26 protein-coding genes are annotated in these 22,319 nt (G+C 69.2%); 17 read left to right on the forward strand and 9 right to left on the reverse strand.

The features are described 5' to 3' along the window. Positions 1-23 precede the first annotated feature (23 nt). Positions 24-500 (reverse strand): MarR family winged helix-turn-helix transcriptional regulator, encoded by a 477-nt coding sequence (locus IE066_RS13210; RefSeq protein ID WP_189450682.1) that lies wholly within the window; start codon positions 498-500, stop codon positions 24-26. A gap of 116 nt (positions 501-616) precedes the next feature. Between IE066_RS13210 and hppD the strand changes: the two genes are divergently transcribed. The 6 genes from hppD to IE066_RS13240 are packed head-to-tail and all read left to right on the forward strand — an operon-like array spanning position 617 to position 6,875. Then, the gene (hppD, locus tag IE066_RS13215; protein ID WP_189450684.1) at positions 617-1,699 is read left to right on the forward strand and encodes a 4-hydroxyphenylpyruvate dioxygenase; all 1,083 of its coding nucleotides are present in this window, start codon (positions 617-619) and stop codon (positions 1,697-1,699) included. A gap of 55 nt (positions 1,700-1,754) precedes the next feature. Beyond that, positions 1,755-3,071: a homogentisate 1,2-dioxygenase gene (gene hmgA / locus IE066_RS13220; protein WP_189450686.1), complete on the forward strand. Its 1,317-nt coding sequence runs from the start codon at positions 1,755-1,757 to the stop codon at positions 3,069-3,071. A 59-nt stretch (positions 3,072-3,130) separates the two neighbouring features. Continuing rightward, complete coding sequence (locus tag IE066_RS13225; protein WP_189450688.1) at positions 3,131-3,796, forward strand: lectin; 666 nt, start codon at positions 3,131-3,133, stop codon at positions 3,794-3,796. A 9-nt stretch (positions 3,797-3,805) separates the two neighbouring features. Further along, positions 3,806-4,759, forward strand: coding sequence for a sodium:calcium antiporter (locus tag IE066_RS13230; RefSeq protein ID WP_189450690.1), 954 nt, complete (start codon positions 3,806-3,808; stop codon positions 4,757-4,759). A 29-nt stretch (positions 4,760-4,788) separates the two neighbouring features. Further along, entirely contained in the window at positions 4,789-6,009 is a 1,221-nt protein-coding gene (nhaA, locus tag IE066_RS13235) for a Na+/H+ antiporter NhaA (RefSeq protein WP_189450692.1), read from the forward strand. Beyond that, complete coding sequence (locus IE066_RS13240) at positions 6,009-6,875, forward strand: NAD-dependent epimerase/dehydratase family protein (RefSeq protein WP_189450694.1); 867 nt, start codon at positions 6,009-6,011, stop codon at positions 6,873-6,875. The genes nhaA and IE066_RS13240 overlap by 1 nt, the downstream gene beginning before the upstream one ends. Here IE066_RS13240 and IE066_RS13245 read toward each other — a convergent pair whose 3' ends face one another. From IE066_RS13245 to IE066_RS13255, 3 genes are all read right to left on the reverse strand, one after another. After that, entirely contained in the window at positions 6,876-7,784 is a 909-nt protein-coding gene (locus IE066_RS13245; RefSeq protein WP_189450696.1) for a DMT family transporter, read from the reverse strand. Further along, positions 7,784-8,260, reverse strand: a complete 477-nt coding sequence (locus IE066_RS13250; RefSeq protein ID WP_189450698.1) for an Mpo1 family 2-hydroxy fatty acid dioxygenase — start codon at positions 8,258-8,260, stop codon at positions 7,784-7,786. The genes IE066_RS13245 and IE066_RS13250 overlap by 1 nt, the downstream gene beginning before the upstream one ends. A 99-nt stretch (positions 8,261-8,359) precedes the next feature. After that, on the reverse strand, positions 8,360-9,283 hold the full coding sequence (locus tag IE066_RS13255; RefSeq protein WP_189450700.1) for a phosphoribosylaminoimidazolesuccinocarboxamide synthase: 924 nt from the start codon (positions 9,281-9,283) through the stop codon (positions 8,360-8,362). Between the two features lie 111 nt (positions 9,284-9,394). Here IE066_RS13255 and IE066_RS13260 point away from each other — a divergent pair, with 111 nt between their 5' ends. From IE066_RS13260 to IE066_RS13305, 10 genes are all read left to right on the forward strand, one after another. After that, on the forward strand, positions 9,395-9,736 hold the full coding sequence (locus tag IE066_RS13260; RefSeq protein WP_229790817.1) for a J domain-containing protein: 342 nt from the start codon (positions 9,395-9,397) through the stop codon (positions 9,734-9,736). Between the two features lie 11 nt (positions 9,737-9,747). Continuing rightward, positions 9,748-10,425 (forward strand): ribulose-phosphate 3-epimerase, encoded by a 678-nt coding sequence (gene rpe / locus IE066_RS13265; RefSeq protein WP_189450704.1) that lies wholly within the window; start codon positions 9,748-9,750, stop codon positions 10,423-10,425. Between the two features lie 170 nt (positions 10,426-10,595). Next, positions 10,596-11,555 (forward strand): lipid kinase YegS, encoded by a 960-nt coding sequence (gene yegS / locus IE066_RS13270; protein WP_189450706.1) that lies wholly within the window; start codon positions 10,596-10,598, stop codon positions 11,553-11,555. A 107-nt stretch (positions 11,556-11,662) separates the two neighbouring features. Beyond that, a complete protein-coding gene (trpE, locus tag IE066_RS13275; protein WP_189450708.1) occupies positions 11,663-13,144 on the forward strand; it encodes an anthranilate synthase component I in 1,482 nt (493 codons plus the stop codon). 73 nt (positions 13,145-13,217) lie between these two features. After that, complete coding sequence (locus tag IE066_RS13280; protein WP_189450711.1) at positions 13,218-13,979, forward strand: SIMPL domain-containing protein; 762 nt, start codon at positions 13,218-13,220, stop codon at positions 13,977-13,979. A gap of 3 nt (positions 13,980-13,982) precedes the next feature. After that, positions 13,983-14,561: an anthranilate synthase component II gene (locus IE066_RS13285; protein WP_189450713.1), complete on the forward strand. Its 579-nt coding sequence runs from the start codon at positions 13,983-13,985 to the stop codon at positions 14,559-14,561. A 2-nt stretch (positions 14,562-14,563) separates the two neighbouring features. After that, positions 14,564-15,598 (forward strand): anthranilate phosphoribosyltransferase, encoded by a 1,035-nt coding sequence (gene trpD / locus IE066_RS13290; RefSeq protein ID WP_189450715.1) that lies wholly within the window; start codon positions 14,564-14,566, stop codon positions 15,596-15,598. Next, positions 15,595-15,936 (forward strand): antibiotic biosynthesis monooxygenase family protein, encoded by a 342-nt coding sequence (locus IE066_RS13295; protein WP_189450717.1) that lies wholly within the window; start codon positions 15,595-15,597, stop codon positions 15,934-15,936. The genes trpD and IE066_RS13295 overlap by 4 nt, the downstream gene beginning before the upstream one ends. After that, on the forward strand, positions 15,933-16,721 hold the full coding sequence (gene trpC, locus IE066_RS13300; RefSeq protein WP_189450718.1) for an indole-3-glycerol phosphate synthase TrpC: 789 nt from the start codon (positions 15,933-15,935) through the stop codon (positions 16,719-16,721). The genes IE066_RS13295 and trpC overlap by 4 nt, the downstream gene beginning before the upstream one ends. Then, positions 16,718-17,464, forward strand: coding sequence for a haloacid dehalogenase-like hydrolase (locus tag IE066_RS13305; RefSeq protein ID WP_189450719.1), 747 nt, complete (start codon positions 16,718-16,720; stop codon positions 17,462-17,464). Before trpC ends, IE066_RS13305 begins: the two co-directional genes overlap by 4 nt. 20 nt (positions 17,465-17,484) lie before the next feature. Here IE066_RS13305 and IE066_RS13310 read toward each other — a convergent pair whose 3' ends face one another. The 3 genes from IE066_RS13310 to crp all read right to left on the reverse strand — a co-directional run bounded on the left by IE066_RS13310 (position 17,485) and on the right by crp (position 19,344). Further along, the gene (locus tag IE066_RS13310) at positions 17,485-18,126 is read right to left on the reverse strand and encodes an energy transducer TonB (RefSeq protein WP_189450720.1); all 642 of its coding nucleotides are present in this window, start codon (positions 18,124-18,126) and stop codon (positions 17,485-17,487) included. Between the two features lie 79 nt (positions 18,127-18,205). After that, entirely contained in the window at positions 18,206-18,655 is a 450-nt protein-coding gene (locus tag IE066_RS13315) for a GNAT family N-acetyltransferase (protein ID WP_189450721.1), read from the reverse strand. Positions 18,656-18,657: 2 nt separating this feature from the next. Further along, positions 18,658-19,344 (reverse strand): cAMP-activated global transcriptional regulator CRP, encoded by a 687-nt coding sequence (gene crp, locus IE066_RS13320; RefSeq protein ID WP_189450726.1) that lies wholly within the window; start codon positions 19,342-19,344, stop codon positions 18,658-18,660. Positions 19,345-19,527: 183 nt separating this feature from the next. Between crp and speD the strand changes: the two genes are divergently transcribed. Beyond that, positions 19,528-20,322 (forward strand): adenosylmethionine decarboxylase, encoded by a 795-nt coding sequence (speD, locus tag IE066_RS13325; RefSeq protein WP_189450728.1) that lies wholly within the window; start codon positions 19,528-19,530, stop codon positions 20,320-20,322. 70 nt (positions 20,323-20,392) lie between these two features. Here speD and coq7 read toward each other — a convergent pair whose 3' ends face one another. Then, positions 20,393-21,034: a 2-polyprenyl-3-methyl-6-methoxy-1,4-benzoquinone monooxygenase gene (gene coq7 / locus IE066_RS13330; RefSeq protein ID WP_189450730.1), complete on the reverse strand. Its 642-nt coding sequence runs from the start codon at positions 21,032-21,034 to the stop codon at positions 20,393-20,395. A gap of 9 nt (positions 21,035-21,043) precedes the next feature. Next, positions 21,044-22,210 (reverse strand): (Fe-S)-binding protein, encoded by a 1,167-nt coding sequence (locus tag IE066_RS13335; RefSeq protein WP_189450732.1) that lies wholly within the window; start codon positions 22,208-22,210, stop codon positions 21,044-21,046. Positions 22,211-22,319 lie beyond the last annotated feature (109 nt).

A 22,319-nucleotide genomic window follows, 5' to 3' on the forward strand; every position in this document is an offset into this window, starting at 1 on the left:
TCTCTGCCGGCGCAGCGCGCCGCTCAGAGCGCGCCGAGTTCGGACTCGGCCTGCAGTTCCAGCTCGTCGAGGCGATCGAGCAGGCGGAACAGCGCGTCGCGCTCGTCGGCCGGCATGCCATCGAGCAGGCGTTGCTCGAAGGCGAGTGCAAGCGGGGCGATCTCGTCGTAGACGGCACGGCCGGCGGCGCTCAGGCGCAGCACCGAGCGACGGCGGTCGTCGCCGTGGGTCTCGCGCTCGACGCGGCCGGCCTCGACCAGCCCGGCGACCGCGCGGCTCACCGCCACCTTGTCCATCGCCGTGCGCTGGGCGACCTCGCCGGCCGACAGCCCCGGGTAGCGGCCGACCACCGCCATCACCCGCCATTCGGTCACGCCGAGGCCGAAGCGATCGGAATACACGCGCGCGATCGCGCCGCTCACGCGGTTGCTCAGCACCGACAGGCGATAGGGCAGGAAATGCTCGAGATCGAGCATGGCGGCGTCACGGTTCAGGCTCATGCTGCGTCGCGCCTTGCAAGTAGTTTCATCTGAAACTATAAAGCCTCGGTCCCGCGCCGCAAGCCGGCGCGACCGCCTACCGCCGCTTCGCGGCCACGTCATCACGAGGACTCCCCATGAGCGCGCAACCGAATCTCGGCATGCAGGTCACCACGTTCGAGAACCCGATGGGGATCAACGGCTTCGAGTTCGTCGAATTCGCCGCCCCCGAAGGCCAGGGCGCGCGCATGCGCGACTACCTAGAGAAGCTCGGCTTCACCGCGGTCGCGAAGCACCGCGAGCGCGCGATCACACTGTTCCGCCAGGGCGGCATCAATTTCCTGCTGAACGAGCAGCCGGACTCGTTCGCCTCGGACTTCGCCTCCAAGCACGGCCCGTCGGCCTCGGGCTTCGCGATCCGCTTCCAGAAGCCGGCCAACGAGGTGCTCGAGCACGTGCTGGGCAACGGCGGCGCCAGGGCCGACTTCAAGCCGGAGACCGGCGTGGTGTCCGCGCCGGCGATCAAGGGCATCGGCGACTGCATGCTTTACCTGATCGACGACGGCTCCAACCCGTACGCCGACTACGTCTTCTTCGACGGCGTCGACCCGAACCCGCGCGGCTTCGGCCTGACCTTCATAGACCACCTCACGCACAACGTGTTCCTCGGGAACATGCAGACGTGGTCGGACTACTACGAGCGCCTGTTCAACTTCCGCGAGATCCGCTACTTCGACATCAAGGGCGCCAAGACCGGCCTGCTGTCGAAGGCGATGACCGCGCCGGACGGCATCGTGCGCATCCCGCTCAACGAGTCGTCCGACGAGAAGAGCCAGATCAACGAGTACCTGCGCGAGTACAAGGGCGAGGGCATCCAGCACATCGCGCTGTTCACCGACGACATCTACGAGTCGATCGAGGCGATGCGTGAGGCCGGCATCGAGTTCCTGGATACGCCCGACACCTACTTCGACGTGATCGACCAGCGCGTGCCGAACCACCAGGAAGACGTCGAGCGCCTGCGTCGCAACAAGATCCTGATCGACGCGGACCTCGAGACCAAGAGCCGCAAGCTGCTGCAGATCTTCACGCAGAACGCGTTCGGCCCGATCTTCTTCGAGATCATCCAGCGCAAGGGCAACGAAGGCTTCGGTGAAGGCAATTTCCAGGCGCTGTTCGAATCGATCGAACGCGACCAGATGAAGCGCGGCGTGCTGTAAGCCGACACGATCTCCGGCCCCTGCTTGCAGGGGCCTTTCGTATCAGGGCATCGACATGACGATCGAATCCACCGGCTACCAGTCGGGCTTCGGCAACGAGTTCGCCACCGAGGCGCTGCCGGGCACGCTGCCCGAGGGCCGCAACTCGCCGCAGCGCGTCGCGCACGGGCTGTATGCCGAGCAGGTCTCCGGCACCGCGTTCACGGCGCCGCGGCACCAGAACCGTCGCAGCTGGTTCTACCGCATCCGTCCCGCCGCGATGCACGGCCCCTTCGCGCGCTACGAAGGCCGCGCCGCCGCGACGTTCCACAACGATTTCGACACCGGCCCGGTCAGCCCCGACCAGATGCGCTGGAGCCCGCTGCCGATGCCGGGCGACGAGGCGTCCGTCGATTTCCTCGATAGCCTGTTCACCATGGCCGGCAACGGCTGCGCCGCGTCACAGTCGGGCATCGGCGTGCACATGTACGCGGCGAACCGCGACATGCAGGGCCGCTGGTTCTACGACGCCGACGGCGAGCTGCTGATCGTCCCGCAGCAGGGCCGCCTACACATCGAGACCGAACTCGGCGTGCTCGATGTCGAACCGCAGGAGATCGCGCTGATCCCGCGCGGCATCCGCTTCGCGGTGAAGCTGCCCGACGGCGCCGCGCGCGGCTACGTCTGCGAGAACTTCGGCGCGCACCTGCGCCTGCCGGACCTCGGGCCCATCGGCAGCAACGGCCTTGCCAATCCGCGCGACTTCGAAGCGCCCAACGCCGCGTACGAGGATGTCGAGGGCGACTTCGAGCTCGTGGCGAAATTCCAGGGTCACCTGTGGCGCGCATCGATCGGCCATTCGCCGATCGACGTCGTCGCCTGGCACGGCAATCACGCGCCGGTGAAGTACGACCTGCGCCGCTTCAACACGATCGGCTCGATCAGCTTCGATCATCCCGATCCGTCGATCTTCCTCGTGCTGACCAGCCCGAGCGACACGCCCGGCGTCGGCAACATGGACTTCGTGATCTTCCCGCCGCGCTGGCTCGTCGCGCAGGACACGTTCCGCCCGCCGTGGTTCCACCGCAACATCGCCAGCGAGTTCATGGGCCTGGTGCATGGCGCGTACGACGCCAAGGCCGAAGGCTTCTCGCCCGGCGGCGCGTCGCTGCACAACTGCATGACCGGGCACGGCCCGGATGCCGCCACGTTCGAGAAGGCGAGCAATGCCGACCTGTCGAAGCCCGACGTCATCCGCGACACCATGGCCTTCATGTTCGAGGCGCGCTTCGTGATCCGCCCCACGCAGCAGGCGATCGACGCCGCGCACCGCCAGCGCGACTACCAGGCCTGCTGGGCGGGGCTGCAGAAGCACTTCGACGGCGGGCGCTGACGCTTCGCGACGGATTCACGGCCGCCGGCTAGGCTGCCGTGAATCCTGCGGAGTCCGTCATGAAGCCACTCATGCTGCTGTCAGTGCTCGTCGCCGCGAGTGCATGTTCACGACCGGACACCAGCCCGGTAGCGGACGGCGCCGCGTCCGCAGCGCAGGCGCCTGCCACCGGAGATGCGCGCGCCGATGCGTCGTCCGTCGACGCGCCTCCGCCGGATGCAGGCGGGGCGCGCGGCATCGCGGTGGGCGAGCCGCATCCGTCGGGCAGCGTGGCCGTGGATGCCGGGCCGGCTCGTGCGGACGGCTATGGCGACCTGCGCCTGGGCATGACCGCCGACGAGGCGCGCAAGGCCTGGAAAGGCGAGTTGAAGGGTGACGACGTCAAGGCCGACAACTGCGCCTACCTCAGTCCTGCCGGCACGGCGGCGGGCCCGTACCTGATGTTCGAGCAGGGCCGCTTCGTGCGTTACGACGTCCATGGTGCGAATACCGTCGCGCCGGGCGGTGGGCATGTCGGGCTCAGCGCCGACGACATCCGACGCCTGTATGCCGGGCGCGTCGAGGAACGGCCGCACCAGTACGTCGAGGGCGGCAAGTACCTGCGTGTTGTCGATGCCGCTTCGAAATCGCGCGCCATGGTGTTCGAGATCGACGAGCACGGACGTGTGACAACATGGCGCGTCGGCCGCGCTCCGCAGGTCGACTACGTCGAAGGCTGCTCGTAAGGGGACGTCATGGCATCGATCGGCTGGTTCCTGCTCGCACTCGTCCTGCTCGCGCTGGGCGGCGATTCCGTGGTCAAGGGCGCGGCGGGCCTCGCGCGCCGCTTCGGCTGGCCGACCTTCACCGTCGGGCTGGTGCTCGTTGCCCTGGCGACGTCGATTCCCGAACTCGTGGTCAATTTCCGCGCCGTCGCGGTCGGGCAGGAAGAACTCGCACTCGGCAATGCGGTCGGCAGCAACATCGTGAACGTGGGCCTGACGCTCGCCTTCGCCGCGATCGCCGCGCCGCTGGTGGTGCGCTGGCGCTCGCTTGCGCACCTGCTCGTCGTGCTGCTGGGCGCCACGGCGCTGGTGCTGGTGATGTCGCTCGATGGGCGGCTGTCGATGCTCGACGGGGGCATCCTGGTGATCGGCTTCGTCGCGATGCTTGCGTTCAAGGCGATGCGCGCCAGCGACGAATCGCCAGAGGTGCGTGCGGAGATCGAAGGTTTCACGCGCACCAGCGACATGCTGGGCCTCAACCTGATCCGCCTCGCGCTCGCGGCCGTGCTGCTGGGCTATGGCGCGTGGTTGCTGGTGCGGCACGCGCCCGCCGTCGGCGCGTCGATGGGGCTGACGCCGCTGGTGACCGGCCTGCTGCCCGTCGCCATCGGCACCGCGTTGCCCGAGATGGCCGGTGCGATCGGGGCGGCACGGCGCGGGCAGGGCGATCTCGTCGCCGGCCACGTGATCGGCTCCAGTCTCGTCAACATCCTGCTGGTGCTCGGCGGCATGGCGCTGCTGTCCGACGGCCTGTCGGTGCCGGCCTCGTTCGTGCGCTACGAGCTGCCCGCCGCGTTCGTATTCGGCGCACTGATGTTGCCGGTGCTGCGCGGCGATATGCGCGTCTCGCGCAACGAAGGCATCGTGCTCGGGATCGCACTGGCCGGCTGGATCGTGTTCGAGATCCTGCTGCTGCGCGGCTGATGCCGTTGGCGCGTCGATATACTCGACGCATGGATACCACGCAGACGACGGCGCACGCGCCGCGCGCCGTGCGCGCACTCGCCCATTTCTTCCGCCTCGAAGCCGCCGGCGGCATCGTGCTGATCGCCGCCGCGGCGATCGCGATGCTGTGCGCGAACTCGCCGCTCGCCGACGGCTACGAAGCGTTCCGCCAGTTGCCGGTGGCGTTCCGCTTCGGCACGTTCGAACTCGCCAAGCCGTTGCTGCTGTGGATCAACGACGGCCTGATGGCGATCTTCTTCCTGCTCGTCGCGCTGGAGATCAAGCGCGAGGCGACCAGCGGGCAGCTGGCGAGCCGCGATCAGCTCGTGCTGCCGCTGGTCTGCGCGATCGCGGGCGTGGCGGTGCCTGCACTGCTGTTCACCGCGCTCAACCACGACAACGCCGGCGCGATGCGCGGCTGGGCGGTGCCGACGGCCACCGACATCGCGTTCGCACTCGGCGTGCTCGCGCTGCTGGGCCCGCGCGTGCCGGTCGGCATGAAGCTGCTGCTGTCGACGATCGCGGTGGTCGACGACCTGATCGCGATCGTGATCATCGCGCTGTTCTATTCGCATGGCATGTCGTTCGTCGCACTGGCCTGGGCCGCCGTCGCGCTGCTGGGCATGTTCATGCTCAACCGGCGCGGCGTGAAGTCGCTCACGCCCTACCTGCTGCTGGGCGTGGTGCTGTGGGTCTGCGTGCTGAAGTCGGGCGTGCACGCGACGCTCGCGGGCGTTGCGACGGGCCTGATGATTCCGCATGTCGACAAGCGCGACGGCGTCGACGACGAGATCGAGCATTCGCCGCTGGAGACGCTCGAGCACGCGCTGCATCCCTGGGTGGCCTACGCGATCCTGCCGCTGTTCGCCTTCGTCAACGCGGGCCTCGCGCTCGGCGGCATCTCGCTCGCCGACATGAGCAGTGCGCTGCCGATGGGCATCCTGCTCGGTCTCGTGCTCGGCAAGCCGGTCGGCATCGTCGGCGCCGCGCTGCTGATGCGCGCGACCGGCCTCGCACGCCTGCCGGACGGCATGGACGTGCGCTCGACGATCGGCCTCGGCCTGCTCTGCGGCATCGGCTTCACCATGAGCCTGTTCATCGCCTCGCTCGCCTACAGCGATCCGCTGTTCTACGAGGAGGCCGTGCTGGGCGTGCTGCTGGCTTCGGTGGTCTCCGCGGTGCTCGGCTACCTGTGGCTGCGGCCGGCGCTGGCGAAGCGAACGGCCTGATGCGCCACGCGCTCGTTTTCGGCGGCACGGGGCAGATCGGTGAGCCGCTGATCGACCGCCTGCGCCGCGACGGCTGGCGGATCACCGCTCTCTCTCGCACGCCGCAGCGCGACGAGCCCGGGCTGACGTGGCTGCAGGGCGACTTCGATGCGAGGCCACCGCTGCCCGCGCAGGTGGACGCGATCGTGAGCGCGGGCCCGCTCGACGCGTTCTCGCACTGGTACGCGCGCGCCGGCATCGATGCCGCGCGCGTGGTCGCGTTCGGCTCGACCAGCGTGGCGGTGAAACAGCATTCGATCGATCCCGACGAGCGCGACGTCGCGCAGCGCCTGCAACTGGCCGAGGACCGCCTCGCCACGGCGGCGCGCGGGCGCGGCGCGGCCTTCACCGTGCTGCGCCCGACGCTGGTCTACGGCGCCGCGCGCGACGCCACGCTCAGCCGCATCACGCGCATCGCGCACCGCGTGCGCTGGTTCCCGCTGCCGCGCCGCGCGAACGGGTTGCGCCAGCCGGTGCACGTGGCCGACCTCGCCGATGCGGCGGTCGACTGCCTCGCCGCGCCCGGCGCCTTCGACCGCGCCTTCGACCTGCCGGGCGGCGAGACCCTGGCCTATCGCGAGATGGTGCGCCGCGTGCTGCGCGTGCTCGAGCCGCCGGCGCACCTGCTGGAGCTGCCGTTGCCGGTGTTCGAGCTCGTGCTGCGCGCCGCGCAGGCGCGCGGCATGGCGATGGGCTTCGGCGAAGCGGCCATCGAGCGCATGCGGCGCGACCTCGTGTTCGACGTCGCGCCCGCGCGCGAGGCGTTCGGCTACGCGCCACGCGTCTTCGCGCCGACCGCCGCGATGTTCCCGCGGCGCGAAGGCTGACTAGATCTCGCTCGCTTCCGGCAGCGTCGTCCGCGACTTCGCCATCGCCCGCAACGCGATGATCAGCACGCCACCGAGGACCATCGCGCCGCCGACGAGAAGTCGCGGGCCCGGACGATCGCCCCAGAACAGCACGCCCAGCACGATCGCCAGCACCGGCGAGAGCAGAAGCCAGGGCGTCACCTGCGCGATCGGATGGCGCTTGACCAGCACGTAGTACAGCCCGTGGCCGAGCAGCGAGGCGACGAAGGCCGCATACGCCGCACCGGCCCAGGCGACCCAGCTCACCTTCGCGAGGTGCGCGATCCCGCCCGGCTCCAGCACGGCGCTGATCGCCAGCAGCGGCGCCAGGCTGATCCACGCGATGAAGCCCTGCTGGCTGAAGACGTCCAAGCCCTTCAGCGGCTTCATCAGCACCGTGGCCAGCGCGAGGAACAGCGCCGAGACGAGCATCGTGACGAGCGAGGCCGGGTGGTCGAGCACGATCGGGTCGAAGCCCAGCACCAGCACGCCAGCGAAGCTCACCGCGATCGCCAGCCCCGTGCGCCAGGCGAAACGCTCGCCGAGCATCAGCCAGCCCAGCAGCGCGGTCATCGGCACGTAGCTCTGCATCGCGATGGCGGGCGATGAGAGATCACCGGCGAGCTTGAGCGAGGTGAAGCTCAGCCCGAAGTGCAGTACGCCCAGGCACAGGCCGACGGCGAGCAGGCGCGGCCACTGGCCCGGGGGCGGCCGCTTCATGAAGGGCAGCAGCGCGACGCCCAGCATCACGAAGCGCAGCGCGGTGAACAGGAACGGCGGGATCTCGCGCAGCGCGAGCGCCGACGTGAGGAAGTTGCCTGCCCACGCGAGGCAGATCAGCAGCACGAGCGCGAGGTCGCGCCCGCCGAGGCCGGCCGGCCGTGCCATCAGTACGCGATGCCGAGGCGGCGGTAGAGCTTGGCCAGCACCCAGGCCGGGCCGATCAGCAGGTAGGTGAGGTCGGTGAGGAAGCTGGGCTTGCGGCCCTCGATCTTGTGGCCGACGAACTGCCCGATCCATGCGATCACGAACACCACCGCGGCGGCGATGGCGAGGTCGCGCGAGCCGAGCGCGTCGTGCAGTGCGCGCGTGATCAGGCCGATGACGACGAATGCGATCGCCATGCCCAGCCCCAGGCGACGCGAATGCCGGTAGTAGAACAGCGCGGCGACGACCATCGCGACGCCCGCGAACACGCCGTCGCGGAACAGCGTGCCCGGCGTGGGGATGCACCACAGCAGCGCGACCACGCTCCACAGGATCGCCGGCACGCAGAGCACGTGGATGCGCTGGTTGGCATCGTTGCGATGGTCGTCGCTGTAGCTTGCGAACCAGCGGTCGATGGGGCGGGCGGAGGCGTTCATGGCGTGCCACACGGACGGCGGGCGGCCATCATGCCGCAGGCCCGATGCCGGCGGCGTTGCATGCACGGGATGCCGTCACCCGCGCTGCCGCGGACGCCGTCAGTCGACCTTGAGCTCGGCGAGCCGCTCCAGCGCCTCGGCGTACTTCGCACGCGTCTTCTCGATGACCTCCGGCGGCAGCACCGGGCCAGGCGGCGTCTTGTCCCAGCCGATCTGCTCGAGGTAGTCGCGCACGAACTGCTTGTCGTAGCTCGGCGGGCTGGTGCCGACCTCGTAGGACTCGGCCGGCCAGTAGCGCGACGAGTCCGGCGTCAGCATCTCGTCCATCACGTACAGGCGGCCGTCGGCATCGGTGCCGAACTCGAACTTGGTGTCGGCCAGCAGGATGCCGCGCTGCGCCGCGTAGCTTGCCGCGTAGGCATAGAGACGCAGCGTGGCGTCGCGCACGGCCTCGGCGAGGTCGGCGCCGCACAGGCGCACGGCGGCATCGAAGTCGATGTTCTCGTCGTGGTCGCCGACCGCGGCCTTGGTCGACGGGGTGAAGATCGGCTCGGGCAGGCGCTCGGCCTGGCGCAGGCCGTCGGGCAGGGCGAGGCCGGAGACGCGCCCGGTGCGCTGGTAGTCCTTCCAGCCGCTGCCGATCAGGTAGCCGCGCGCGATGCATTCGATCGGCACGGGCTTCAGGCGCCGCGTCACCACCGAGCGCTGCGCGTAGAGCGACGCGTCCACGCCGTCGGGCAGCACGCTCGCCACGTCGATGCCGGTGAGGTGGTTGGGCACGATGTGCGCCGTCCGGCCGAACCAGAAGTTGCTGATGCGGCAGAGCATCTCGCCCTTGCCGGGGATCGGGTCGGGCAGCACCACGTCGAACGCCGAAAGGCGGTCGGTGGCGACGATGAGCAGGTGGTCGCCGTCGGTGCCGGGCGGTAGGCGGTCGGCGGGAACATCGAAGACGTCGCGCACCTTGCCGCGATGGCGCAGGTGCAGGCCGGGGAGGTCGGACGCGAGCAGCGAAGGACGCATGGGCATCACACGGCACGGCCGCCTGGACGGCGGCGGGCCGGGCAGTGTACGCCGGCCGTGGACGGCCTGCAGGTACACTGCGGCCCTCGTTTTCGACCCCCGACAGGCCGCGTGCGCACGTCCCGCTGGTACGGCAAATTGCTGGGCTTCTTCGCCGGCGCCGCGCTGCTGCGCGCCGAACCGCCGCTGGGCGCGCTGCTGGGCCTGCTGATCGGCCATGCCTTCGACGCCGACTGGTTCCGCCTGCGCGACGACCCCTACCGCGTGCTGCGCGTCCCCGACGACGCCAGCGACGCCGACATCGACCAGGCCTACCGCCGCCTGATGTCGCAGTACCACCCCGACAAGTTCGCCACCGCCGCGCCCGAGCTGCGCCGCCGCGCCGAGCAGAAGGCGCGCGAGATCAACGGCGCCTACGACCGCATCCAGACGCTGCGCCGCCCGCGTCGCTGAAGAGAGCCGACATGCAACCGACCGTAATCGCCCCGTCCATCCTGTCCGCGAACTTCGCGAAGCTCGGGGAGGAAGTCGACAACGTGCTGAAGGCCGGCGCCGACTGGGTGCACTTCGACGTGATGGACAACCATTATGTGCCCAACCTCACCATCGGTCCGCTGGTCTGCGAGGCGCTGCGCAAGCACGGCGTCACCGCGCCGATCGACGTGCACCTGATGGTCGAGCCGGTGGACCGCATCGTGCCGGACTTCGCCAAGGCCGGCGCGTCGATGATCACGTTCCATCCGGAAGCGAGCCGGCACGTGCATCGCACCGTGCAGCTGATCAAGTCGCATGGCTGCCAGGCGGGCATCGTGCTCAATCCGGCCACGCCGGTCGACGTGCTCGACTACGTGCTCGGCGACATCGACATGGTGCTGCTGATGAGCGTGAACCCCGGCTTCGGCGGGCAGGCGTTCATTCCGTCGGCGCTCGACAAGCTGCGCCGCGTGCGCTCGATGATCGACGCGAGCGGCCGCGAGGTGCGGCTGGAGATCGACGGCGGCGTCAAGGCCGAGAACATCGGCGAGATCGCCGCCGCGGGCGCGGATACCTTCGTCGCCGGCTCGGCCATCTTCAACGCGCCGGACTATGCCGACGTGATCGCGCGCATGAAGGCCGCGGTCGACGACGCACGTCGCCGCTGAAAAAGAAAGCCGGCGCGCGAGGCGCCGGCGGGGGAATCGATGAGGCGTCCTGCCTCGGCGTTCGTCCCTGCGATGGCCTTCCATGCTGCGCGCACCGCATGACAGGGCGATGACCGCTTTCATCGCCGGCTGACCGGCCCGTCGCTACCGTGCGCGCCGGAGGATCGACGATGACCCGATGGCGCCTGATCGTGAACGGCAAGGCCGCCGGCATGCCCGAGCTGCGCGACGCCGTGGCCGCGCGTCGCGCGCGCGGCTTCGACGTCGGCGTGCGCGTCACCTGGGAGCATGGCGACGCCACGCGCTATGCCAACGAGGCGATCGGCGACGGTGTCGACTGCATCGTCGCCGCCGGCGGCGACGGCACGCTGGGCGAGGTGGCCGGCGCGATCGCCGCATGCGCATCGTCGACGCCCACGCCCGACCTCGCCGTTCTGCCGCTCGGCACCGCGAACGACTTCGCCACGGCCGCGGGCATTCCGGATGACCTCGAGGACGCGTTCGCGCTGGCTGAGCGCGACGCCGTGCCGGTCGACGTGTTGCGCATCGAGGCCGACGGCGCCGAGCGCTGGTGCATGAACGTCGCCACCGGCGGTGTCGGCACGCATGCCACCGCCGACGTCCACGAAGGCCTGAAGAAACATCTCGGCAGCCTGTCCTATCTGCTCGGCAGCGTGCGAGCGATCCGCAACATGCAGCGGCATCCCGTCGAGCTCGACGGGCCGGGCTTTCGCTGGCGCGGCGACATGCTCGCGCTCGCGATCGGCAACGCGCGGCAGGCCGGCGGCGGCCATCCGGTATGCCCGGATGCACTGATCGACGATGGCGCGCTCGACGTCACCGTGGTGCCCGACCTGCCCGAAGGCGTGGTCGGCGCGCTGAAGACAGCGCTGACCGACGGGCGCGAGGCGGTGGTCGAAGAAGCCGGCGAGCGCGCTCGGCTGCCCTGGGTCGAGCTGCGCGCGGCGACGCCGCTCACGCTGCACCTCGACGGCGAACCCGTCGAAGGCGGGCGCTTCCGCATCGAGTGCCTCGCGCACCGGCTGCGCATGCGGCTGCCGGCGGGCTGCCCGCTGCTGGGCGGGACCGCGCCGGCACCTGATCGCGCGACGCCACGCGAGCCGCTATAGTCCCGCCCCATGGCACTTCGGGCACACCAGCGATTCCAGGCAGGCACGGGTTGGCGATGGCGGTCTTGAGCCGCCGCCATTCCGTTTCCGCGTCCTGAGAATCGCCCGTGACCCCGCTCGAATCGTTCCAGCAGCAGGCCGCCCAAGGCCATACCCGCATACCCGTCGTCCGCGAAGTCCTGTCCGACCTGGATACGCCGCTCTCGGTGTATCTCAAGCTCGCCGATGGGCCGCATACCTACCTGTTCGAATCGGTCGAGGGCGGCGAACGCTTCGGCCGCTACTCGATCATCGGCCTGCCCGCCAAGCGCGTGTACGCCTTCGCCGGCCACACGCTGTTCGTCACCGAGGACGGCGAGCTGGTCGAGTCGCGCACGGTCGACGACCCGTTCGCCGAGGTCGAGGCGCTGCGAACGGCGCACTCGGTGCCGCGCATCGACGACCTGCCGGGCTTCACCGGCGGCCTGGTCGGCTGGTTCGGCTTCGAGTGCATCGACTACATCGAGCCGCGCCTGGCCGCCACTGGCCGCGGCAAGCCCGACGAGCTCGGCACGCCCGACATCCTGCTGATGCTCAGCGAGGAACTCGCGGTCTTCGACAACCTCAAGGGCCGCCTGTACCTGATCGTGCACGCCGACCCCCGGGAGGAGCGCGCATTCGCGCGCGCGCAGCGTCGTCTCGACGAGCTCACCCATCGCCTGCGCCAGGGCGGGCCCGGCTATCCCGAGACGCTGCAGTCCGCCGCGCTCGACGAGGGTGATTTCGTCTCCGGCTTCACCCGCGAAGGCTTCATCGAGGCGGTCGAGAAGTCGAAGGACTACATCCGCGCCGGCGACATCTTCCAGGTGGTGCTGAGCCAGCGCCTGTCGGTGCCGTTCAAGGCGCGCCCGGTCGACGTGTACCGCGCGCTGCGTGCGCTCAATCCGTCGCCCTACATGTATTTCCTCGACGTCGGCGACATGCAGGTGGTCGGCTCGTCGCCGGAGATCCTCGTGCGACTGCAGGACGGCGAAGTCACCGTGCGCCCGATCGCCGGCACGCGTCCGCGCGGCGCCACGCCCGAGCAGGACGCCGCGCTCGAAGCCGAGCTGCTGGCCGATCCGAAGGAACGCGCCGAACACCTGATGCTGATCGACCTCGGCCGCAACGACGTCGGCCGCGTGAGCGCACCGGGTACGGTCGAAGTCGGCGAGCAGTTCGTGATCGAGCGCTACAGCCACGTCATGCACATCGTCAGCGAGGTGACAGGGCGTCTGCAGGACGGACTGAGCTACGCCGACGTGCTGCGCGCGACGTTCCCCGCCGGCACCGTGAGCGGTGCGCCGAAGATCCGCGCGCTCGAAGTGATCCGCGAGCTGGAGCCGATCAAGCGCAACGTCTATGCCGGCAGCATCGGCTACATCGGCTGGCATGGCGATGCCGATACCGCGATCGCGATCCGCACCGCCGTCATCCAGGACGGCCGCCTGTACGTGCAGGCTGGCGCCGGCATCGTCTACGACTCCAACCCGCAGAAGGAGTGGGAGGAGACCATGAACAAGGGCCGCGCGCTGTTCCGAGCGGTGGCGCAGGCGGCGAAGGGCCTCTGATGGACCCCGATCGCCCCGCCCGCGCGTTGAGGGAAGGGCGTCGTCCGACGCCGTGCATGTTCAAGGAGAGCCCATGATCCGCTTCGCCCTGCTGTCGCTGCTGCTCGCCATTTCCGCTCCCGCCGTCGCGCAGGTCAACGCGTTGCCACCGACGCGGCACATCCTCGTCTATGGCGACGCCCAGGCGCGGGCGATCCCGGATCGTTTCAAGATCAAGGTGTCGTTCGACGTCGTCGACCGCGACGCCGGCAAGGCGCGCCGCAAGGTGGAGGCCTATCTGGCGGACGTCATCGCCAGCCTCAAGGCGGCAGGCGTGGACGAAAACGAAATCGTGGCGACGGCAATGTCCGTCGAGCCGCGTACCCGCGAGGACGAGAAGACGGGCGAAGACATCTTCGTCGGCACCGAGGTCGAGCGGTCGCTTACCGCGACGTTCGACCGTAAGGACGCGCTCGAGCGTTTCATCGCGGGGCTACAGACCTCCCGTGAGCTGACCGTGTCCAGTGTCAGCACCGAGCTGGCCGACGAGGCAGCGCTTCGCAGGGCCTTGCGCGAAAAGTCGATCGAAGCGACTCGGGAGAAGGCCACGACGATCGCCAGGGCATATGGCGCGAAGCTCGGTGCCCTCTACAGTGTCTCGGACGTCGCCCCGCAGTTCCAGTATGGCGTCTCCGCCGGTGGCTGGCCTTCGGGCTACGACTGGTTTGGCGACTCGCAGAGCCTGGACCGGATCCAGGTCACCGGTTCGCGCATCGAGCGCAATCGCGTCGCGCTGCAGACGGGTTACGTCACGTATACCGACCGCATCTACGCCGTCTTCCTGCTCGCGGACTGACCCATGCTGTTGATGATCGACAACTACGACAGCTTCACCTTCAACCTCGTGCAGTACCTGCAGACGCTGGGTGCGGAGGTGAAGGTCGTACGCAGCGACGAGCTGTCGGTCGCGCAGATCGAAGCGCTCGCGCCGGAGCGCATCGTGATCTCGCCCGGGCCGTGCACGCCGAACGAGGCGGGGGTGTCGGTCGACGTAATCCGCGAGCTCGGCCCGCGCGTCCCGGTCCTCGGCGTGTGCCTCGGCCACCAGAGCATCGGCCAGGCCTATGGCGGCGACGTCGTGCGCGCCAAGACGATCATGCACGGCAAGACCTCGCGCATCCGCCACGAGGGGCAGGGCGTATTCGCCGGCCTGCCGGACGCCTACGAGGCCACGCGCTACCACTCGCTGGTGGTCGACCGCGGCACGCTGCCGGCGTCGCTCGAGATCACCGCGTGGACGGAAGACGAGACTGGCGGCTTCGACGAGATCATGGGTCTGCGCCACCGCGAGCATCCGGTCGAGGGCGTGCAGTTCCACCCCGAATCCATCCTCACCCAGCACGGCCACGCGCTGCTGAAGAACTTTCTGGAGCGTTGAGCATGCCGATCACCCCGCAGCAGGCGCTGCAGCGCACGATCGAGCACCGCGAGATCTTCCACGACGAGATGGTCGAGCTGATGCGCATGATCATGCGCGGCGAGGTCAGCCCCACGATGACGGCGGCCATCCTCACCGGCCTGCGCGTCAAGAAGGAAACGGTCGGCGAGATCGCCGGCGCGGCGCAGGTGATGCGCGAGTTCGCGCTGCCGGTAGACGTCGCCGACCGCACGCACATGGTCGACATCGTCGGTACCGGCGGCGACGGTGCGAGCACGTTCAACATCTCCACCGCCAGCATGTTCGTGGTCGCCGCGGCGGGCGGCAAGGTGGCCAAGCACGGCGGGCGCAGCGTGTCGTCGAGCTCGGGCAGTGCCGACGTTCTCGAGTCGCTCGGCGCGCGCATCGAGCTTTTGCCCGCGCAGGTGTCGGAGTGCATCTCGCGCACCGGCATCGGCTTCATGTTCGCGCCACTGCACCATCCGGCGATGAAGGTGGTCGCGCCCGTACGCCGCGAAATGGGCGTGCGCACGCTGTTCAACATCCTCGGCCCGCTCACCAATCCGGCGGGCGCGCCGAACATCCTGCTCGGCGTGTTCCATCCCGACCTGGTCGGCATCCAGGTGCGCGTCCTGCAGGAACTGGGCGCCGAGCGCGCGCTGGTCGTCTGGGGCCGCGATGGCATGGACGAGCTCTCGCTCGGTGCTGCGACGTGCGTCGGCGAGCTGCGCGACGGCGTGGTACGCGAGTACGAGGTGCATCCGGAGGACTTCGGCATCGCGATGGCCGCAAGCCGCAACCTCAAGGTCGCCGATGCCGCGGAGTCGCGCACCATGCTGCTGCGCGCGCTCGACGACGAGCCCGGCCTGCCGCGCGAGATCGTCGCGCTCAACGCGGGTGCGGCGCTGTACGTCGCGGGTCTCGCCGAATCCATCGAGGCCGGCATCGCGCTGGCGCGGCGCACGCTCGCCTCCGGCGCCGCACGCACGAAGCTCGATCAGTTCGTCGCCGCCACGCGCGAGCTCGCGCAGGCATGAGCGGCGGCTTCGCCAGCATGCCCGCGCCGCCGTACTGGACGGTGACCTTCACCTCGCAGCGCAACGGCGAGGGCGCTGACGCCTATGCCGACGCGGCTGCACGCATGTTCGAACTCGCCGCGGCCCAGCCGGGATTCCTCGGCATGGAATCCGTACGCGACGCCGACGGCTTCGGCATCACGCTCTCGTACTGGACTGACGAGGACGCCATCGCCGCCTGGCGGGATCATGCGGAACACCGCGCGACCCGCGAGTTCGGCCGCGCCCATTGGTACGACCATTTCGAGGTGCGCATCGCCAGGGTCGAGCGCGCCTATTCCCGCAGGACCGATCGATGAGCGACATCCTCAACACCATCCTCAAGCGCAAGTTCGAGGAGATCGAGCAGCGCAGCCGCATCCGCTCGCTCGCCGACCTCAAGGCGCGTGCCGCCGATGCGCCGCCGCCGCGCGGATTCGTCGACGCGATCCGCGCCAAGCATGCGGCCGGGCTGCCAGCCGTCATCGCCGAGGCGAAGAAGGCCAGTCCGTCGAAGGGGCTGATCCGTCCCGACTTCGATCCCGCCGAGATCGCGCGCAGCTACGAAGCCGGCGGCGCGGCGTGCCTGTCGGTGCTCACCGATGTCGACTACTTCCAGGGCAGCAACCTCTACCTGGGCCTCGCGCATCGCGCCTGCTCGCTGCCGATCCTGCGCAAGGACTTCACCGTCGATCCGTACCAGGTCTACGAGGCGCGTTTCATCGGCGCCGACGCGATCCTGCTGATCGTCGCAGCGCTCGAGGACGGCCCGCTGGTGGAGATGGCGAACCTCGCGATGGAGCTCGGCATGGATGTGCTGGTCGAGGTGCACGACATCGACGAGCTCGAGCGCGCGCTGCAGACCGACTGCCCGCTGATCGGCGTCAACAACCGCAACCTGCGCACGTTCGAGGTGTCGCTCGACACCACGCTCGAGCTGAAGCAGGCGGTGCCGACCGATCGCGTGCTGGTGACCGAAAGCGGCATCTCGACGCCGGCCGACGTCGCGCGCATGCGCGGCGCGGGCGTGAAAACGTTCCTCGTCGGCGAGCGCTTCATGCGCGAGAGGGATCCCGGCGCGGCACTGCGGCGGCTGTTCGCATGACGCTCGACGGCCCGCGCTATCCGCCGTCGGCCGCCGACGCGCCGCTGGTGGTCTTCGACTTCGACCACACGCTCTACGACGGCGACTCCGGCAGCCACCTGTTCGCCTGGCTGATCCGGCGCAGCGCGTGGCGGATGCTGCTCGCCGCACTGATAGCGCCTGTCGCGGGGCCGATGATCGCCTTCCTGCCCACGCGCCGGCGCGGCATCGGTGCGTTCGTCTGGGCCGGCACGGTGTTCGAGCGCCACGATTTCGACGCGCTGGTCGACGCCTACGTCGCGCTCAATACCGACGACATCCGCCGCCGGCTGCTGCCGGTCGCGCTGGAGGTGCTGCATCGCCATCGCGTCGCCGGCGATCGCGTGGTGGTCGCCACCGGCGCGCCGCCGCGGCTCGCGCGCGCGATCCTCGCGTTCGTCGCGCACGAGGACCTGCCCGTGGTCGGCACGCAGGTCGGCCCGCGCTTCGGCGCGATGATGGCCACCCGCCACTGCCATCACGAAATGAAGATGACGATGTTGCGCGAGGCGGGCTTCGGCGGCGACGTGGAGGCCGCGTACTCCGACAGCAGCGCCGACCTGCCGTTGCTGCGTGCCGCGCGCCATCCAGTGGTGGTCAACCCGAAGCCGAAGGCGATCGCGTTCTTTCGGCAGCGCCTGCCGGCCGGCACGCCGATGCTCAACTGGGGATGCCCGGGGCGCGGCGGGAAAGCGGTGCGGGGCGAGCCTCCGGTCGTGCACTGAGCGCGTGAACCGCCAAGCGGTTAGAAGTCGATTCTCACCTGTAACCAACCCTGTACCGGAGTGCCCGCGAATGTGGCGGGCGCGTAGCGCCACTGGCTGACCACAGCCAAGGCTGTTTCGAAGGCGCGTTCGGAACAGTTCCGCTCGACAGGTACCACGGCGGATGCCATGCCGGATTCGTCGACGAGGACATCGAACAGCACGCTGCCGCCGGCATGGGGTCCGTTGAGACCCTCGATTTCCGACGGTTCAAAGCCTGCGCGATATCCGGAGATCTCCGCGGCCGGTCGGTCCGCTGCCGGCAGATCGAGCGTAGGCCGCTGGCCGTAGACGACGACTGTAACGCCTTGGGACGGATCGAAAGTCCAAATATGCGGCGGTGATGCCGCGCCGTCGGATGGCGCAGATTCGGTGACAAGCGGTGCCGATGGTGATGGTGACGGTTTGGGCGCTGATTGCGCCTGCGGAGTGGGTGAGGGGCTCCGTTCGGCCGGCGGAGGGGGCAGTGGACGGGACGGTACGACGTCGACGACAAGAGCGTTCGCTTCGTGGGAACGGATCAGCGGGCGGCTTGGCACTAGAAGCGCAATCACCAACACCACATGGAATCCGATTGCCAGTGTGGTGGCAGCAAGGCGGCGGAGGTCAACGCGTAGGGGCACGGTTACGTCACTGCAGGACAGGCGGGCCGCCGGATTCTAGGAAACGGAGCGTCGAAAGGCTGAAGCGGCGCTGGCTGGCTTAGTCCCCCAGCAGCTTCGCGAAGTGCAGCGAGCCGCCGGCGTAGCCGCAGTCGCGATAGAAGGCATGCGCGTGCTCGCGACTGAGCGCGGTGGTCACTTCGATGCGTGCGGCGCCCGACTGGCGGGCGATCGCCTCGACGTCCCGCAGCAGGCGGCGGCCGATGCCCCGGCGCGCGCATTCGGGCGAGACCACCAGCGCGGTGATGCGCGCCTGCTCGGTGCCGCGCACCAGCGAGTAGCGCAGGTCCATCGCGGCCAGGCCGCAGGCATGCCCGTCGATCTCGGCGAGCAGAAGCCGCTGGCGCGGATCGGCCAGCACCATCGCGATGCGGTCGGCCGCCTCGTCGCGGCTGCAGGGATAGCCGAGGTCGTCGAGCAGCAGGGCGACGTCGGGCGCGTCGCCGATCCGCGCGTCGCGGATACGGACGTCGCCGCCGCCCGGAGCCATGCTCAGCGGGTGCCGTAGAGGACGACGGTCTTGCCGCGGGCGTGGAGCAGGCCGTCGGCCTGGAGCTTCTTGAGCACGCGGCCGGCCATTTCGCGCGAGCAGCCGACCAGGCGCGAGAGCTCCTGGCGCGACACGCGGATCTGCGTGCCCTGCGGATGGCTCATGGCCTCCGGTTCCTTCGCGAGGTCGTGCAGCGTGCGCACGATGCGGTCGGTGACGTCGAGGAAGGCCAGGCGACCGGCCTTGCGGCTGGTATCGAGCAGGCGGCGGGAGATCTGCGCGCCGATCGAGTAAAGCAGCTTGGGCGCGTCGGTCGACAGCCGCGTCATCAGCAGGTCGTAGAAGCGCTCGTGGCCGATCTCGGCCAATTCAGTCGCGGTGCGCGTGCGCAGCGTGACCTCACGCTTGTCGGTCTCGATGAACAGGCCCATCTCACCGACGAACTGGCCGGCGCCGAAGTAGCCGAGCACCAGCTCACGGCCGTCCTCCTCCTCGTTGATGATGCTCACCGAGCCGGAAATGACGTAGTAAAGCGTCGTCGCCGCGTCGCCCGGGCGGAACACGTCGGTGCGGGACGGATAGCGGCGGCGGTGGCAGTGGGCGAGGAATCGCTCGATCGCCGCGTTGTCGGGCATCAACGGGCTGAGGGGCCGGCGTGCCGTGTGCTGATATGCCAGGTCGGGGGACATGGGCAGGATCCAGGGGATTTAACCGACTATATAGACGATCGGGGCCAAAGGGCCAATCCCGTCACTATTGGATTTTGGCCTCCGTTCCAGCCCGGATGGTGCTTGGTTGCCCGTCGTTCGTTTCCCCGTCACCCCGCATGCCTCATAATCCCGTGTCTTATCCAGTCACCGGGATCCATGCACGTGGTCAAGCCACTGCCGCGCCTGCGGCTCCAGGGGTTCAACAACCTGACCAAGGCGCTGTCGTTCAACATCTACGACATCTCCTACGCCGCGACCGAGGACGAGCGCCAGCGCTACATCCAGTACATCGACGAGGCGTACAACGCCGACCGCCTGACGCAGATCCTCACGGACGTCGCCGAGATCATCGGCGCGAACATCCTGAACATCGCGCGCCAAGACTACGACCCGCAGGGCGCGTCGGTGACGATCCTGATCTCGGAAGAGCCGGTGATCGACAAGCGCGACGCGGGCAAGGAGCTGATCTCCGACGCCGTCGTCGCGCACATGGACAAGTCGCACATCACGGTGCACACGTACCCTGAGACGCATCCGGACAACGGCATCGCGACGTTCCGCGCCGACATCGACGTGGCGACGTGCGGCGTGATCTCGCCGCTGAAGGCGCTGAACTACCTGATCGAGAGCTTCGAGTCCGACATCGTGATCATGGACTACCGGGTCCGTGGCTTCACGCGCGACATCAAGGGCAAGAAGCACTACATCGACCACAAGATCAATTCGATCCAGGACTACCTGGCGAAGAACATCCGCAACCGCTACGAGATGCTCGACGTCAACGTCTACCAGGAGAACATCTTCCACACGAAGATGCACCTGAAGGAGTTCGACCTCGATACCTACCTGTTCGAGGAGAAGGCAAAGAACCTCTCGTTCAAGGACCGGATGAAGGTCGAGTCGCGCCTCAAGCGCGAGATCGAAGAGCTCTACCACGGCCGCAACCTCGTCGACTGACGGTTGCGGTACGTAGCGAAAAGGCCGGCGAAAGCCGGCCTTTTCCGTTCGCGACGATGCTAGCCGCCGATCAGATCCGGTAGGCGACCGTTTTCATCACCTTCGATGCCGCGGCCATCAGTTGCGGGATCGGCATCGGCAGGCGACGCGCGCCCGCTGCCTCGGCGGTGTCGGCATGGCGCGCCTCGTCGTCCTTCATGATTTCCAGGATCGCGCGGCTGCGCACATCGGCGGGCGGCAGCGATTCGAGATGTTCATCGATGTGCGCCTCGACCTGGCGCTCGGTCTCGACGACGAAGCCGAGGTTCCAGCCATCGCCGCGCAGCCCGGCGGCGAGGCCGATGGCGTAGGCGCCGGCGTACCAGACGGGATTGAGCAGGCTCGGGCGGCTGTCGAGCTCGCGCAGCCGGTCCGCGCACCAGGCGAGGTGGTCGGTCTCCTCCTGCGCGGCATGCAGCAGGTGCTCGCGCGTGCGTGCATCGCGGGCGACCGAGGCCTGCCCGACGTACAGCGCCTGCGCGCAGACCTCACCGACATGGTTGATGCGCATCAGCCCCGCGGCATGCCGACGCTCCGCATCGTCGAGCACGATGTCCGGCTGCGAGGCGGCGGGGTTGCGGCGCACGGCCGGCGGATCGCCGGCGACGGTCTCGAGCGCACGCTGCGCGCTGTCGATCCAGCGATCGAACGAAGTGAGGTGTCGGGTATTCATGCGCGAAGTCTACTGCGCAGGCGGGAACGATCCGTCGAGCTGACGCGCGAGGAATTCCACCGGATGCAGCACGGGCACCGCGGTGCCCGACTGCAGGTGCAGGCGGCAGCCGATGTTGGCGCTCAGCAACAGCGTCGCGCCGCTGGCATCGAGCTGATACAGCAGAGGATCGCGGAACGAGGCGGCGCGCTCGCGATCGAGCAGCATCGCGCTGCCGGACGCGCCGCAGCAGCCGTAGCCCGCGTCCAGGATGATGAGGTCGAGGCCCGGAACGCGCGCCAGCAGGCGGCGCAGTGCGGGCACGCTGCCGACCACGTTGCGCTGCGTGCAGGGAAGGTGCAGCGCCACGCGCCCGGCGAAGGAGCGGAACGCGAGCGCGTCGGCATGACGGTCGAGGACGTCGAGTGCGTCGACGGTCGCGGTGCCGTCGGGCATCGCCGCTGCCACCGCCTCATGGCAGCCGCTGGCGAGGGTGAGCACCTGCGCATGGCCGGCGAAGGCGTCGCGGTTCGTCGCAGCGAGGCTGGCGGCGATCGCCGTACCGCCCGCATGCGCATGAAGCGCGCCGCAGCAGGTCTGCGCGGCGGGTATCGACATGTCGATGCCACAGGTCGATAGCAGCCGGGCGAGCGAGGCGCGCACCGGCGCTTCGTAGGTCTGCGCCGCACAGCCGACGAACAGGGCCGCCTGCGAGCGCGGCCCGACAGCGTGTTCCCGCGAGATCGGCCCGCCTTGCGCGGCCGGTGGGCGCGGCAGCACTCGAAGGCGCCGCGGCAGCCAACGGTAACTCCACCGATACAGCGACAGCAGCCGCGTGAGGCCGCGCGGACGTGCCGTCAGCCACTCGATCGCGCATTGCACGGCCGCCGCACCGCGGCGTCGGCGCTGCCGACTGCGGGTTTCCAGCAGCAGCGCGCCATAGCGCACGCCGGCGGGACAGACGGCCTCGCAGGCGCGGCAGGCCAGGCAGTGGTCGAGGTGCGCGTCCCCGACAGGCGTCGGTTCCAGCGCATCCAGCGCCCAGCCGCGGGCGAGTGCGATCCGCCCGCGCGGCGATTCGGCCTCGATCCGGTCCCGCCGGTAGGTCGGGCAGGCCGGGAGGCAGAGGCCGCATTGGACGCACTGGTCGGCCAGGCCGACCAGCCGGTTGGCCGCGGGTGGGCGGGGCAGGGGCATCGGGCGATGCTAGCCCGGTCTTGACGCGGCTTGCACGCGCTGGCAGGGGTCGCTATCATTCCGCTTCTTTGTTCCGCGGGACTCCGGTCCCACCACAACGCGTGGCGAC

Origin of the sequence: Cognatilysobacter xinjiangensis (genome assembly GCF_014651995.1) — a bacterium.
GTDB classification, from domain to species: domain Bacteria; phylum Pseudomonadota; class Gammaproteobacteria; order Xanthomonadales; family Xanthomonadaceae; genus Cognatilysobacter; species Cognatilysobacter xinjiangensis.

Coding starts and splice junctions, on each gene's coding strand:
- IE066_RS13210 (WP_189450682.1), bottom strand. CDS start 500: ATGAGCCTGAACCGTGACGCCGCCATGCTCGATCTCGAGCATTTCCTG.
- hppD (WP_189450684.1), top strand. CDS start 617: ATGAGCGCGCAACCGAATCTCGGCATGCAGGTCACCACGTTCGAGAAC.
- hmgA (WP_189450686.1), top strand. CDS start 1,755: ATGACGATCGAATCCACCGGCTACCAGTCGGGCTTCGGCAACGAGTTC.
- IE066_RS13225 (WP_189450688.1), top strand. CDS start 3,131: ATGAAGCCACTCATGCTGCTGTCAGTGCTCGTCGCCGCGAGTGCATGT.
- IE066_RS13230 (WP_189450690.1), top strand. CDS start 3,806: ATGGCATCGATCGGCTGGTTCCTGCTCGCACTCGTCCTGCTCGCGCTG.
- nhaA (WP_189450692.1), top strand. CDS start 4,789: ATGGATACCACGCAGACGACGGCGCACGCGCCGCGCGCCGTGCGCGCA.
- IE066_RS13240 (WP_189450694.1), top strand. CDS start 6,009: ATGCGCCACGCGCTCGTTTTCGGCGGCACGGGGCAGATCGGTGAGCCG.
- IE066_RS13245 (WP_189450696.1), bottom strand. CDS start 7,784: ATGGCACGGCCGGCCGGCCTCGGCGGGCGCGACCTCGCGCTCGTGCTG.
- IE066_RS13250 (WP_189450698.1), bottom strand. CDS start 8,260: ATGAACGCCTCCGCCCGCCCCATCGACCGCTGGTTCGCAAGCTACAGC.
- IE066_RS13255 (WP_189450700.1), bottom strand. CDS start 9,283: ATGCGTCCTTCGCTGCTCGCGTCCGACCTCCCCGGCCTGCACCTGCGC.
- rpe (WP_189450704.1), top strand. CDS start 9,748: ATGCAACCGACCGTAATCGCCCCGTCCATCCTGTCCGCGAACTTCGCG.
- yegS (WP_189450706.1), top strand. CDS start 10,596: ATGACCCGATGGCGCCTGATCGTGAACGGCAAGGCCGCCGGCATGCCC.
- IE066_RS13280 (WP_189450711.1), top strand. CDS start 13,218: ATGATCCGCTTCGCCCTGCTGTCGCTGCTGCTCGCCATTTCCGCTCCC.
- IE066_RS13285 (WP_189450713.1), top strand. CDS start 13,983: ATGCTGTTGATGATCGACAACTACGACAGCTTCACCTTCAACCTCGTG.
- trpD (WP_189450715.1), top strand. CDS start 14,564: ATGCCGATCACCCCGCAGCAGGCGCTGCAGCGCACGATCGAGCACCGC.
- IE066_RS13295 (WP_189450717.1), top strand. CDS start 15,595: ATGAGCGGCGGCTTCGCCAGCATGCCCGCGCCGCCGTACTGGACGGTG.
- trpC (WP_189450718.1), top strand. CDS start 15,933: ATGAGCGACATCCTCAACACCATCCTCAAGCGCAAGTTCGAGGAGATC.
- IE066_RS13305 (WP_189450719.1), top strand. CDS start 16,718: ATGACGCTCGACGGCCCGCGCTATCCGCCGTCGGCCGCCGACGCGCCG.
- IE066_RS13315 (WP_189450721.1), bottom strand. CDS start 18,655: ATGGCTCCGGGCGGCGGCGACGTCCGTATCCGCGACGCGCGGATCGGC.
- crp (WP_189450726.1), bottom strand. CDS start 19,344: ATGTCCCCCGACCTGGCATATCAGCACACGGCACGCCGGCCCCTCAGC.
- coq7 (WP_189450730.1), bottom strand. CDS start 21,034: ATGAATACCCGACACCTCACTTCGTTCGATCGCTGGATCGACAGCGCG.
- IE066_RS13335 (WP_189450732.1), bottom strand. CDS start 22,210: ATGCCCCTGCCCCGCCCACCCGCGGCCAACCGGCTGGTCGGCCTGGCC.